Genomic DNA, 13,337 nt, shown 5'->3' on the forward strand with positions numbered 1-13,337 from the left:
CCCGATTAGGTTGACCGAGTTCGACCCTCCCAGTTGGATTCCTCCAACAGCAGCTCAGGAGCCTGCGGCTGCCGGGGAGCCAACTCCACCTGAGCCGGTGTGGACAGCTCCTGGTCAGAAACCCCCAGCTCAGCCAGCTTGCGGGCGCTGACCAGCACCCGGGCCTCCAGCGACCCCACCGCCCGGTTGTAGGCGGTCACCGCGCCGCCGAGTGAGCTGCCGAGTTTGGCTACATGATCGCCCAGGGTGGAAAGTCGACCATAGAGCTCCCGGGCCAGGGAATGCACCGCTACCGCGTTGCGGGCCAACTGCTCCTGCCGCCAGGACCAGGCCACCGTACGCAGCATTGCGACCAGAGTGGCCGGAGTGGCCAGCACCACGTTGCGGGCGAAGGCGTGCTCCAGAAGGGTCGGGTCGCGTTGCAATGCGACATCGAGGAAGGGATCCGCCGGCACGAACAGCACCACGAACTCCGGGGTCGACTCGAAGGCCGTCCAGTACGACTTCGCCGCCAGCGCGTCCACATGGGCCCGCAGATGCCGGGCGTGGGCATCGAGCTGGGTGTCACGACTGCGCTCGTCGCGAGCCTCCATCGCGGTCAGGTACGCGTCGAAGGGGGCCTTGGCGTCCACCACCACTGTCCGGCCGCCGTGCAGCCGGACCACCAGATCGGGGCGTACGGTCTGCTGGTCGGTGGCGGCCGTGACCTGCTCGGAGAAGTCGCAGTGCTCCAACATGCCGGCCGCCTCGACGATCCGACGCAGTTGGTGCTCGCCCCACCGGCCGCGTACCTGCGGGGCCCGCAGCGCCGCGACCAGCTGTTTGGTCTCGGTGCGCAGCTCGCCGGAGACGCTGCTCATCGCCCTGACCTGCTCACGCAGCTCTGCGTACGCGTCCACCCGGTCACGTTCCAGTTCGGCCACCCGCTGCTCGTAGCGGCGCAGGGTGTCGTGCAGTGGGGCCACCGCGCGGGCGACCGCCTCCTGGGACTGGGCCGTCGCCTCGTAGCTCAGCGCCCGCATCGACTGTTCCAGCCGCCCCTCACCCTCGCGGGTGGCCCGCAGGGTGGCGTCCAGCCGGGCGATCTCGGTGGCCGCGCGGGAGCGGGCCGCGAACCAGCCCACCGCGCCGCCCGCGCCGAGACAGACGACGACCACTGCCAGGGTCGCTAGCTCCATCCCAGGAGCTTGCCAAAGATGTGCCGACGGTGCCGCGTCGGGGCCGGAAATGCCGATGGGCCGGGCACAAGGCCCGGCCCATCGCCGGTCACCGCATCAGATCGACGCGGTGACCGGGTTCGGTCACTTCAGCGTGTGAGCGAGACCGAGGGTGGCGCCGCCGCGCTCGTACGAGACGAGCAGCGAGGAGCCGGCCGGCAGAGCACCGTTGAGGGGCAGGACCAGGGTGCGGTCCCTGTTCAGCGAGACCTCGGTCTGCGCCACGACCCGCTCGCCGTCCCAGATGAAGACCCGGGCGATGCCGGACTTCTTGACCTTCAACTGCACCGAGACCTTCGAGGAGGACTTGGTGACCTTCTTGATCTTGACGATCTTGTCGTCAAGAGCCGCGTAGCCACCCGGCGCCACCCCGTCCGAGGCGGACTGGAGGATGGTCTGCGGCGACTTGACGCTCTGCGCCGCGGTGTCGGGCATGATCGGCGCCTTCGGCGCCGCCGGCCGCGCCGGCAGGCCCGGCAGGGTGGCGACACCCCAGCGCCACGCGTCGGCCCGCACGCCGCTCCAGGTCGACCAGCCGATCCGGGTCTGCGTGGACAGGTCCTGCGTGTCCGAGTCGTTGACCAGGATGTTCATGCCCATGTTGTTCGGGTCGATGGTGTCCGGCAGCACGCTGAACGGAACCTTGACCTCGATCTGGTATCCGGTGCCGGTGAGAACCGAGGCGACCTCGAGACCCGGTGCGGTCTCCGGGCCACCCTGGTGGTTGTCCCGCTCCCGGGCGAAGCACGGCGGGTTGCCGTTGGCCGGGTCGTTGGTGGCCGGGAAGAGCGCCACGTTGAACACCGTGGAGGTGTTCGCCGAGTTGCCCCGCGGGTCGATGCCGAACTCGACGGCGTCGGCACGACGCGGGCGCTTGCAGTCCTCCGGCAGCAGGAACCGGCCGAGCACGTCATCGGTGATGTTGAAGATGGCGTACAGAGCGTCGTCGGTGTGGGCGATCTGGGCGGTGCCGGAGATGTCCGCCGCCGTGGTGGCGGTACCCTCCCAGCGCGTCGAGATGTCGATGACCTCGCCGGTGTACTCGTGGCTGTGGCCGTGGCCGTCGACGGTCGGCGCGGTGGTGGCCTTCGGGATCACCGTGGTCGGCACCAGGTTGAAGGCACCCGGCTCGGTGGCGCTGCCACCGTTGTAGGTGGTCTCGATCTGGAGCCGGTACGCACCGTTGTCCGGCGCCCGGTTGGCGGTCGGCAGGGTGGCGTCGGTGTTGGTCACCGTGAAGGTCACCGAGCTACGGGCACCGGGCTGGAGCCCGCTGTACGGCAGCTGCTGCGGGTTCGCCGAGAAACCGGCCGGCAGGTTCAGCCGGACGGTGCCGGACTGGACGGTGTCGCTGTGGTTGGCCAGGTCCACCCGGACGCTGCGGCTCTTGCCGCTCGGGATGTTGAGCAGCGACTCGATGAGGGCGTCGAGCTGCTTGACCTTCTTCTGCTCGGTCCACGCCCGGAAGTCCGCGATCTCCTCCAGCGGCTCGAGGGTGCCCCGAACCGGAGCGGTCGCCTGCACCCGTCCACTGCTGGTGCCGCTACCGTCCTTGCTGCTGGTCAGCGTCGCTTCGATCTTGAAGCGGGTACCCACCGGGAGCTGCGCGGGCGGGGTGACCGTGAAGCTCTTCACGACCTCCTTGCCCTTCTTGAGCGTGCCGACGTTGCCGTTGCCGCTGACCCGCCAGCCGGCCGGAACCTGGAGCGAGACCTTGGCACCCTTGATGTCCTGGGTGGCGTAGAGGACGGTGTCGACCTTGGTGGACTTGCCGGCCAGCACCTCCCACTTCTCCGGACGCACGTGGATCTCGGTGCCGAGCGGCAGGCCGCCCGGGGCACGGAGGGTGGCGCCCTGGAGCGCACCGGTGCCGGCGCCCACGTTCGGGTCCGGGTACGGGGTGCGGGTGTCGATCAGGGTCAGCCGGTTGCAGCCGATGTTGTCGGGGTTGGTCGTCGGGAAGTTGCTGTTGCCCCAGCCCTGCGACACGTACTCCCGGCGGGCCCAGGTCGTGACCGTGTTCCACCGGTTGCCGTCGTGCCGCGCCGACTCGTAACCCTGCCAGGTGCCGAAGATGACGTTGCTGGCCTCGGTCGGGGTGAAGCTGGTCTCGCAGGACGGACCCATGTTGCCGGAGCCGCTGCCGCCGGTCTGGAAGATCCGGGAGACCCGCCAGGGCTCCAGGCCCTCCTTGGTGATCTGCTCCGGGAACTTCTTCGGGTCGGCCGCCGCGTAGAAGGCGTCCACGGCCAGCATCGCGGCTTCCTGGTGGTTACCGTGGTTGCCCTGGGTGGCCGAGGGGTTCATCGTGAGGATGACCTCGGGCCTGGTGGTCCGCAGCACCCGCACGATGCGGGACAGCGTCTCGTCGTAACCCCAGACCTCGGCGGTCAGCGGAGCGCTGGCGGTGTACCAGAAGTCGAGGGCGTCGAGGTTGTAGATGTGCTCGATGCCGGCGTAGGCGACCGCCTTGCGCTCCTCGGCCTCCCGGAGGATACCGAGATCCGGGCCCTCCTCGAAGCCGGTGGCGTTACCGCCACCCTCGCCACGGGTGGTGGTGATGACGCCGGCCTTCATGCCGTGATACTCGTTCCAGTATCCCAGCATGCCGAGTTGACCGGCCTCGTCGTCGGGGTGCGCGCCGATGAACATGATGTCCAGGTCGACGGGCTTGTCGGACTTGGACGGGCCCTTCGGCTGGCTCTTCGAAGGTGAGGGGTGCTTGGGCGACGAGCCCTTGGGGTGAGCCTGAACCGGAGCGGCCAGGCCCAGCGTGAGCAGACTGCACATGGCGATCGTCGCCGTGGTGCGCCATCTCATGGGCATACCTCTTCGCGTAAGGGAGCGCGTGCTGCGTCTGGGACGGATGCAGGGCCGGCCGAGGCCCCCTGACACGTGACTCATGCCGGGCCCTGATGGCGGACAGCTGTCCACTGGAGACCGGTGTGGTCTCCGTAGGTGATGGTGCTGTTGTCGGGGGTGGGGGTTGTGCGCACACACCGTCACGGCGTGAGCGGTGCGACGGTGGCGGGGGTAGCTCCACCGGAAGGCCTTCGGGCCGTAACGCTAGGAATCTTGCGCTCCGATAGTCAAGGGTCCGTCAGTACTTTCTTCCTTTTCCGAAGAAACGATGTGCCTGTTCAGGGGGCACCGACCATCGGTGTGGCTAGAGCAATAGTTACCTTTGCCCCAGTTTGGGTGATCAACTTCTCCCCGGGGGTCCGATGTGCGCCTGCGGGGGTGGCCGGACCGGTGGAGATAGCTTGTCGATCTATCGTTTTGCCTGGTCGGAGCTGAGATCATCTCGTTACTTGACGGTCCACTTTTTTCTCAGTAGGAATTAATCGTGTCCGACAGAGCAGCAGCGACCAGCCCGGTCAGCCGTGAGCGGTCCCGAGAGATCAAGCGCCTCTCGGTGATCCTGGCTGCCCGGCAGGCGCGGCTGTTGTCCCGAGTGGACCTGGCGGAGATGACCGGCCTGCCGGCGGCCACGGTGACCGCGCTCGTGCGGGAGCTCATCGCCGAGGGCTACCTCATCGAGCGGGGACCCGGCACCCCCACCACCGGGCGACCTCGGGAGATGCTGGAGTTCAACCCGCGTGCCGAGCTCGTCGCCGCGGTCTCGCTGGAACCACCCCGGATCAGCTGCGAGATCGCCGACAGCGAAGGGGCGCTCATCGCGCACCGCACCGCACGGTTCGGTGGCGACGTGGTCGAGACCGTCTGCGACTTCGTCCTGGACCTGGTCGGCGAAAACCTGCCCTCACTGCGCGGGGTGGCGATCGCGGTGCCGGGGGTCTCCACCAACGGTGCCGTACGCCTGGCCCCCTCCGTCGGGCTGGTCGAGGCGTGGCCGATCGGAGAGTCCGTCCAGCAGCGACTCAAGGTGCCCGTAGTCGTCGACAACGACGTCAACCTCATGGCCGCCGGTGAATGCGTGGCCGGTGCTGGAGCCGATGTCGCCAACCTGCTGCTGATCCATGTCGCCGACGGCATCGGCGCCGGGCTGGTGCTCGACGGCAAGGTTCGCCGGGGTGCCAGCGGAGCCGCCGGCGAGGTGGGTTTCCTGCCGGTGGACGCCGCGCCGGTGCGCAGCTACAGCGGCGTCGGTGAGTTCGAGGCCCGCTGGTCGGTCAACGCCATCGCCGAGCGGTTGGTCGCGCTGAACCCGGGGCGACGACCGGAGTCGCCGGTACGGGAACTGATCGAACTCGCCGCCACCTCGAAGCCCGCCCGCGAGTACCTGGACGAGGTGCTCGACGCCTGGGCGCGGCTCATCCTCTCCTGCGTCTGCGTGATCGACCCCGGGCTGGTGCTGCTCAGCGGCGCCGCCGCGGAGCTCGACGACGCCGCGCTGGAGCAGATCCAGAGTCTTCTCGCCGCCAAGACCCCCGCACCCACCGAGGTGCGTCGAGCCACCCTCGGTGACCAGGCCGTACTGCACGGAGCGATCAGCTACGCGCTGTCGGCCGCGGTCCCCCTGCCCTCTCTGCCCTGACCAGAACACCACCCTTCGAGAAACCACCACCCCGACCCTGCTAGAGCCACCACCGCCGTACCCACCACCCCGACCCCTGTTACACCACCACCCCTGAGCACCGACACTCGTCCGCCCTTGCCGCCCCCGCCCCGGGGTGACAGCCGGCAGCGGCGGTGCGTCACGACGTGTCCCGCTCCGGTCCCGTCCGCATCCCATCCGCCCGAACCACCCCGTTTTCGGCGGAGTCCGATTTACAGCTGTCTATCGGAAACTTCCCATAGATTCCCCCGTCAAGTGGAGGTACCAATGAGACGTCCTCTGGCCATGGCCATCGCGATCGGCGCGATGCTGGCTGTCACCGCCGGTTGCGGTAGCAGCGACAACAACGAGGGCGAGGCCGGCGCGTCCGGTGCCCCGTCGGCCGAGAAGCTCGTCATCTACAGCGCCCGCGACAAGTCGGTCACCGACTTCGTCGTCGAGCAGTTCACGACCAAGAACCCTGAGTACAAGGGCAAGGTCGAGGTGCTCAACATGGGCGCCCAGGAGGTGCTGGAGCGGGTCCGGGCCGAGAAGGCCAACCCGCAGGCCTCCGTCTGGTGGGGTGGCACCCAGCAGGGTCTGTCCGCCGGTGCCGCGGAGGATCTGCTGGCGCCGTGGCAGCCCACCTTCGCCGCCAAGATGGACGAGCGGTACAAGGACGCGCAGGGCCGCTGGTTCGGCGAGATCCTGCTGCCCGAGGTCATCATGTACAACAACAAGGCGCTGACCCCGCAGACCGCGCCGCAGGACTGGGACGACCTGATCGACCCGAAGTGGAAAGACAAGATCATCATCCGGGACGTGGCCGCCTCCGGCACCATGCGCTCGATCTACGCCTCGATGATCCAGCGGCTCTCGCCGGACGGCTCCAACCCGCAGCCGGGCTACGACTGGCTGCTCAAGCTCGACACCAACACCGTCGAGTACGCCGCCAACCCGGCCGACCTCTACCTGAAGATGTCGCGTGAGCAGGGCGTGGTGAGCGCCTGGAACCTCCAGGACATCCTGCTCCAGGCCAACGAGGGCATGCCGTTCGGCTACATCATGCCGACCGCCGGCGCTCCGGTGCTGGTCGACGGCGTGGCCGCGATCAAGGGCGGCAACACCGCCGGTGCGCAGAAGTTCCTGGAGTTCCTCTTCGACGACTCGCTGCGGGCCACCCTCGCCAAGGACTACTTCCAGATCCCCGCGGTGGAGATCGCCGAGAAGCCGGAGTGGCTGGCTCAGCTCGACCTCCGGCCGATGGACGTCGACTGGGACGTGATCGGTCAGAAGGAGACCGAGTGGATCACGCACTGGAACGCGGAGATCAAGGACAAGGGCTGAGTTGATCGGGGTCCGGGTCGTGCCCTGGCACGACCCGGCTCCGTCCTGGAAGGACCCAGAAATGATCGATGTCCGGCTGACTGCCGTCAGCAAGCGCTTCGACAAGTCGAGCGATAACGCGGCGGTCGACGATGTCACCGTCACCATCGGCGCCGGCGAGTTCTTCACTCTGCTCGGACCCAGTGGCTGCGGCAAGACGACGACCCTGCGCATGGTGGCGGGCTTCTATTTTCCGACCTCCGGGCAGATCCACTTCGGTGACGACGACGTCACGCACTTGTCGCCGAACAAGCGGGACGCCGGCATGGTGTTCCAGAACTACGCGCTCTTTCCGCACATGACGGTGGCGCAGAATGTCGCGTACGGGCTCAGGGTGCGCCGGGTCTCCCGGACCGAGCGGGACCGCAGGGTCTCCGAGGCCCTGGCCCAGGTGCACCTCTCCGGGTACGGTGCCCGGCGCATCGACGCCCTCTCCGGCGGCCAGCAGCAGCGGGTCGCCCTGGCCCGGGCCCTGGTCATCCGGCCCCGCACCCTGCTGCTCGACGAGCCGCTGTCCAACCTGGACGCCAAGCTGCGTGAGGAGACCCGCACCGAGATCCGGCGCATCCAGCGGGAGAGCGGCAACACCGCCATCTACGTCACCCACGACCAGGCCGAGGCGATGGCCATGTCGGACCGGATCGCCGTCATGCAGTCCGGCAAGGTCCAGCAGGTCGGCTCCCCGCAGGAGATCTACTACCGGCCCGCCAACGCCTTCGTGGCCCGCTTCATCGGGCGCAGCAACGTGCTGAGCCTGCCGGTGGTCGGTGCCGCTGAGAACCGGGTCGAGGTACGCCTGCCCAACGGCACGACCATCGAGGTCGGCGCCGCCACGGGACACGGTCTCACCGAGGGTGACACCGCCCTGGTGTCGGTCCGTCCCGAGCACATCACCCTCGCGAGTGGGGAGGACGAGTCCGCCCTGCGGGGTCGGGTCACCCATGTCGAGTTCACCGGAATGGCCACCAACCTGACCGTGGACGCCGAGGGTACCGAGGTGATGGCGGCCGTCGTCGACGCGCCGTCGAGCATCAACGTCGGTGACCTGGTGGGCCTGCGGCTGGTCCGGGAACGGCTCTGGGTGGTCAAGCCGTGACCGCTCTGCCCGAAACCGCCCCGCCCCGGCTGGCCTGGCTGCGCCAGCGTCTGGCCGGCGGCACCAACTCGCAGTGGTTCCCGTACCTGCTCGTGCTGCCGCTGGTCCTGGTGCTCTACGGCTATGTCGTGCACCCGATGTTCGCCACCTTCTCGGAGAGCGTCAGCGAGAACGGCACCCGCAACTACCTCCAGTTCTTCACCTCCTCCGGGGTGGCCCGGGAGTCGCTGTTCACCTCCCTGTTCATCTCGGCGGCCAGCGTGCTGCTCTGCGGCATCGTCGGCGTGACGATGGCCTTCCTGCTCAAGCGGTTCAGCTTCCGGGGTCGCCGCCTCATCGAGGCGATCATCCTGGTGCCGGCCGCCCTGCCGCCGCTGATCGGCGCGGTCTCCTTCCAGCTGCTCTACAGCAACATCGGCATCCTGCCCCGAGGGCTGCAGGCCCTCTTCGGCACCGAACGGCCGATCCTGGCCTTCGACGGGATCGCCGGGGTGCTGGTGGTGCACACCTTCACCATGTACCCCTTCTTCTACCTGGCCGCCGCCGCCGCGCTGGCCGGGATGGACCCCTCCGTCGAGGAGGCGGCCTACAACCTCGGTGCCGGGCGGGTACGGGTCTGGCGGACCGTCCTGCTGCCGATGCTCACCCCCGCGATGGTCTCGGCCTCTCTGCTGGTCTTCATGACCTCACTGGCCTCGTACACCGCGCCTCTGCTGTTCAACGTCAGTCAGACCATGACGATGCAGATCTACATCAACCGCACCAACGGCGACCTGCCGATGGCCTCGGCGTACGCCTCCGTGCTGGGCATCGTCTCGATCATCTTCCTGCTGGCGATGCGGTGGTACGAGGGTCGGCGCAGCTACCAGTCGCAGTCGAAGGGCATCTCGGCGAACCGCCGGGAGCTGAACAACCCGATCGGCCGGTGGCTGGCCCCGATCGCCTCGGTGCTGGCCACGATGGTGCTGCTCGCCCCGGTAGCCACGATCGCCCTGGTGGCCTTCTCGGAGAACCGGTCCTGGACCACCCAGGTGCTGCCGGAGACGTACACCCTGGACAACTTCGTCACCATCTTCTCCGACCCCAAGGCGTTCGAGCCGATCCTCAACTCCCTGCAGATGAGCCTGCTGGCCGCCGTCGGTTGTGTGGTGATCGGTGTGCTCGTCGCGTACGCCGTGCGGCGCCTGAAGTTCTTCGGCCGTGGGCTGCTCGACGTGGCGGTCATGATCGCCTGGGCCCTGCCCGGCACGGTCGTGGCGATCAATCTGATCTCGGCCTTCAGCACCGGCAACGCCTTCAGCTTCGGGCAGGTGCTGATCGGCACCTTCTGGATCCTGCCGCTGGCCTACTTCGTGCGGTTCCTGCCGATCGTGTTCCGGTCCAGCTCCGCCGCCCTGGCGCTGATCGACCCCTCGCTGGAGGAGGCCGCCCGTAACCTCGGCGCCTCCTGGCTGCGGGCCTTCTACACCATCACCGTACGGCTGATGCTGCCCGGCGTGCTCGCCGGTGCCCTGCTGGCCTTCGTGCACGGTGTCGGCGAGTTCGTCGCCTCGGTGCTGATCTACACCTCCTCGACCGTGCCGATCTCGGTGGCGATCAACAACCGGATGTACTCGTTCGAACTCGGCACCGCCGCGGCCTACGGCATGCTCCAGGTGGCGCTGATCTTCGTGGTGATGTGGTTCTCCGGCCGGCTGGAGAGCAGCCGCACCGCCACCCGGAGGGCCGAGCAGTGGACGAACTGATCGAACGGTGGAAGGCCGAGGGCGGACTGCTGCCGATCACCCGGGTACCCGGCCACGCGTTGGCCGTGGTGGCCGAGGCGGCTGACCTGGCGGTGCTGCCGGTGGGGGCCGTCGAGTGGCACGGTCCGCACCTGCCCCTCGGCACCGACCTGCTGCTCGCCGAGGGGTTCGCCGGGGAACTGGCCACCGGCACCGCCCGGGCGGTGCTCTTTCCGGCCGCACCGTACGCCGCCTGTCCCGGCCAGACCCGTCCCTGGCCGGGCACGGTGGCCCTGCGGCCGGAGATAGCCGTGGGCTATCTCAGCGACGTGCTGGCCGGCATCGTGGAGTCGGGTTTCCCCCGGCTGCTCGTGGTCAACGGTCACGACGCCAACCTCTCCACCGTCCGCGCCGCGATGGAGTGGGTCTCCGGCCGGCACCTGGCCAGCCTGCTGCTGGTCAACTGGTTCCAGTTGGTCGGCCCGGAGGAGACCGGCGAGATCTTCGGGGACCTGCCGGCCCGGGGACACGGCGGAGCGTACGAGAGTTCGGCCGTGCTCGCCTTCGACCCGGAGGCGGTGCACCTGGCCGCCACCGGGGACCTACCGCCGAAGCCGAAGCTGCCCACCCCCTACCCGTACGTCCTCATCGAGTCGCGGCCCGACCCCTGGCAGGGCTGGTCGGGGCATGTCTCGCTGGCCACCGAGGCGGCCGGGCAACGCATCCGGCACCTGGCCGGGGCGCGGCTGCGTGAGGTGATCGAGGCGTGGCTGGCGGCACCGTTACCCAGCCCGCCCGGGACGGACCAGCCCGACTGGTCCGACCGACCGGCCTGGTCCGACCGACCCGACGGGACCGGACGGTCGGACCAGGCCCTCGGATGACCCACATGCCGGCTGCGCAGGACGACGGACCACTTGGGAGGCCACGATGACCCCGTCACTGACCACGTATCAACAGCACCACCTTCGCGTCGTGTTCGAGCATCACGTCGCCAACCTGTACCCGGCCATGGTCAAGGCCAGCCAGGCGCACGTCGTCATGCTCGCCGAGCAGGGGCTGATCCCCGCCGACTCCGCCGCGATGATGCTGCGTGGTCTGCTGGTGCTCGCCAAGGACCGGCCCGGCGACCTCGACTACGACGGCAGCGTGGAGGACGTCTACTACACGCTGGAGAAGCGCCTTGCCGCCGCCTGCGGGGTGGAACCCGCCCAGCTCAGCGTGCAACTGGCCCGTAGCCGCAACGACCTCGACGCCGGGGTGTTCCGGATGGTGCTGCGCGACCAGCTGCTCCAGGTGCTCGACGCGGTGCTGACCACCGGCCGGACCGTACTGGACCGGGCCGACCGGCACGCCGACGTGGTGATCACCGGCTACACCCACCGTCGCCCGGCCCAGCCGACCAGCATCGGGCACGTCTTCGCCGGCTACGCCGAGGCGCTGGCCGGTGAGGGGGTCGCCTACGCCGACCTGCTGGACGAGATGAACCGCTCGCCCCTGGGCTCCTGCGCCTTCGCCGGCACCGACCTGGACATCTCGCCCCGCCGGCTGGCGGACCTGCTCGGCTTCGAGCAGCTCATCGTCAACTCCTACGAGGCGGTGGCCGGGGCGGACCACCTGGTCCGGGTGGCCACCCTCAACGCGCAGTCACTGGCCACCGGGGCCCGGCTGGCCCGTACCCTGATGGACTGGCTGACCTGGGGCTGGGTGGTCACCCCCGGCTCATTCACCCAGGGCAGCAGCATCATGCCGCAGAAGCGCAACCCGGTCGTACTGGAACACCTGGTCTCGATGGCCGGTGCGGCCGCGGCCGACGCCGCCAGCGTGCTCAACAACGTCGGTGCGGCCTGGTGGGAGGACTCCAACAACGCCACCACGGACGTGCAGGCCCGGCTCTGGGACAGCGACGACCGGGCGTACCGCTTCTTCTCCCTGCTCGGCGGGCTGATCGCGGAGCTCGATCCGCTGCGTCCGCCGACCAGCGAGGAGATCGTCGCCGCGGGTGCCACCACGACGGCCGCCGCCGACGCGCTGGCCCGCCACGGCGTACCGTTCCGGGGCGCCCACTCCCTGCTGGGTCGACTGGTACGCGCCGGTGCGCCAGCCACCTGGACCGTCGAGGAGGTCCGGGCGGCGGCGGTCGATCTGGGGCTGGCCGACCAGCTCGACGAGGCCGCGATCGACGATCTGCTGGCCGCCGCCGTACGCCCGGAATTCGTGCTGCGACGGGCCCAGGCGGACGGCCCCGGGGAAACCGCGGTCCGTCAACAGGTGGCGCAGCTGCGCTCCATCATGGACGATGTGGCGGCCCGGGTGGACACCCTGCGGGACCGGCTGCACCGGGCCGATGCCGCGCTGGCCGAGGCGGTCGCCGCGAGGGTGAGCCCGTGACCGGGCAGCACCGGCAGCACCGGCAGCACGGTGCGACAGCGGCGGTGCTGCCGCCGCGAGCGCAGAAGTACCTGGACCGACGGCCCGAAGGGCGATCTGACAACACCATGGAACAACCGGCAAACCCGCGACTGCTCGGTATCGATTTCGGCGGCACGAAGATGGCGATCGGCGTGGGCGACGTCAACGGTCGGCTGCTCGTCTCCGAGCGACTGCCGACCAACGCCGAGCAGGGTGCGCGGCAGGCCCTCACCCGGGCCCTCGACCGGGCCCGGGAACTCGCCGACGGGACCGGTGGCACCCTGGTGGCAGCCGGCATCGCCTCCCCCGGGGTGGTCCACGACCACTCCATCGAACTGGCCCCGAACGTCCCCGGGTGGGAGCAGCTGCGGCTGGCCGACGAGGTCCGGGCCCATCTGGGGGTGGCCTCCGTACGGGTGGCCAACGACCTCAACGCCGCCGCCTACGCCGAGCTGCGTCTGGGCGCCCTGCGGGGGGTCGATCCGGGTCTGGTGATCGGGCTGGGGACCGGGGTGGCCGCAGCGGTGACGGTCGGCGGCCAGGTGGTCGCCGGACACCACGGCGCGGCCGGGGAGATCGCCTACGGCCTGACGGATCACAGTTGGCCCCCGAACCTGGAGCCGATGCTGGAGAGCACCTTCTCCGGTCGGGCCCTGGACGAGTTGGCGCAGCGCCTGGGACTGACCGGCCAGGCCGCCGCCCTCTGCGCCGCCGCGGTGCAACCCGGCCGCTTCCGGGACGAGCTGCGCCAGCGGGTCGACGAACTGGCCCGGCACCTGGTCACCTGCTGTCTGCTGCTGGACCCGCACCGGATCGTGCTGGTCGGCAGCGTCGCCGGCAACGAGGTGGTCCGGGAGCTGCTCATCGCGCGGTTGAAGCACGCCCTGCCCTACCAGCCGGAGATCGTCCTCTCAGCCTTCGCCCAGGACGCCGCCCTACTCGGCTCCCTAACCATGGCCGTAGAAGCCCTCCCCGCCACCGTCTAACCCACCCCCCACCCCCAC

Annotated in this window: 9 protein-coding genes; 7 read left to right on the top strand and 2 right to left on the bottom strand. The window is 69.3% G+C overall.

Features of this window, described 5'->3' with window-relative positions; genetic code table 11:
- Positions 1-5 precede the first annotated feature (5 nt).
- Positions 6-1,178 (bottom strand): DNA recombination protein RmuC, encoded by a 1,173-nt coding sequence (locus tag ABZ795_RS03010; protein ID WP_357528370.1) that lies wholly within the window; start codon positions 1,176-1,178, stop codon positions 6-8.
- Between the two features lie 123 nt (positions 1,179-1,301).
- Positions 1,302-4,037, bottom strand: coding sequence for a sugar-binding protein (locus ABZ795_RS03015; protein ID WP_357528372.1), 2,736 nt, complete (start codon positions 4,035-4,037; stop codon positions 1,302-1,304).
- A 526-nt stretch (positions 4,038-4,563) separates the two neighbouring features.
- Between ABZ795_RS03015 and ABZ795_RS03020 the strand changes: the two genes are divergently transcribed.
- The 7 genes from ABZ795_RS03020 to ABZ795_RS03050 all read left to right on the top strand — a co-directional run bounded on the left by ABZ795_RS03020 (position 4,564) and on the right by ABZ795_RS03050 (position 13,319).
- Positions 4,564-5,715: an ROK family transcriptional regulator gene (locus ABZ795_RS03020; RefSeq protein ID WP_357528374.1), complete on the top strand. Its 1,152-nt coding sequence runs from the start codon at positions 4,564-4,566 to the stop codon at positions 5,713-5,715.
- A gap of 288 nt (positions 5,716-6,003) precedes the next feature.
- Positions 6,004-7,062: an extracellular solute-binding protein gene (locus ABZ795_RS03025; protein ID WP_357528376.1), complete on the top strand. Its 1,059-nt coding sequence runs from the start codon at positions 6,004-6,006 to the stop codon at positions 7,060-7,062.
- 61 nt (positions 7,063-7,123) lie between these two features.
- Positions 7,124-8,197 carry an ABC transporter ATP-binding protein gene (locus ABZ795_RS03030; RefSeq protein ID WP_357528378.1) on the top strand — a complete coding sequence of 358 codons (1,074 nt, stop codon included), beginning with the start codon at positions 7,124-7,126 and terminating at the stop codon, positions 8,195-8,197.
- Complete coding sequence (locus ABZ795_RS03035; RefSeq protein WP_357528380.1) at positions 8,194-9,942, top strand: iron ABC transporter permease; 1,749 nt, start codon at positions 8,194-8,196, stop codon at positions 9,940-9,942. The genes ABZ795_RS03030 and ABZ795_RS03035 overlap by 4 nt, the downstream gene beginning before the upstream one ends.
- Entirely contained in the window at positions 9,930-10,805 is an 876-nt protein-coding gene (locus ABZ795_RS03040; protein ID WP_357528381.1) for a creatininase family protein, read from the top strand. The genes ABZ795_RS03035 and ABZ795_RS03040 overlap by 13 nt, the downstream gene beginning before the upstream one ends.
- A 46-nt stretch (positions 10,806-10,851) precedes the next feature.
- Positions 10,852-12,312: a lyase family protein gene (locus tag ABZ795_RS03045; RefSeq protein ID WP_357528383.1), complete on the top strand. Its 1,461-nt coding sequence runs from the start codon at positions 10,852-10,854 to the stop codon at positions 12,310-12,312.
- On the top strand, positions 12,309-13,319 hold the full coding sequence (locus tag ABZ795_RS03050; protein ID WP_357528385.1) for an ROK family protein: 1,011 nt from the start codon (positions 12,309-12,311) through the stop codon (positions 13,317-13,319). Before ABZ795_RS03045 ends, ABZ795_RS03050 begins: the two co-directional genes overlap by 4 nt.
- Positions 13,320-13,337 lie beyond the last annotated feature (18 nt).

The sequence above is a fragment of the Micromonospora sp. NPDC047134 genome, from assembly GCF_040643455.1.
Lineage (GTDB): Bacteria > Actinomycetota > Actinomycetes > Mycobacteriales > Micromonosporaceae > Micromonospora.

Bases quoted from the DNA above. Each gene is read 5' to 3' on its own strand.
- ABZ795_RS03010 (WP_357528370.1), bottom strand. From the start codon at position 1,178: ATGGAGCTAGCGACCCTGGCAGTGGTCGTCGTCTGTCTCGGCGCGGGC.
- ABZ795_RS03015 (WP_357528372.1), bottom strand. From the start codon at position 4,037: ATGAGATGGCGCACCACGGCGACGATCGCCATGTGCAGTCTGCTCACG.
- ABZ795_RS03025 (WP_357528376.1), top strand. From the start codon at position 6,004: ATGAGACGTCCTCTGGCCATGGCCATCGCGATCGGCGCGATGCTGGCT.
- ABZ795_RS03030 (WP_357528378.1), top strand. From the start codon at position 7,124: ATGATCGATGTCCGGCTGACTGCCGTCAGCAAGCGCTTCGACAAGTCG.
- ABZ795_RS03045 (WP_357528383.1), top strand. From the start codon at position 10,852: ATGACCCCGTCACTGACCACGTATCAACAGCACCACCTTCGCGTCGTG.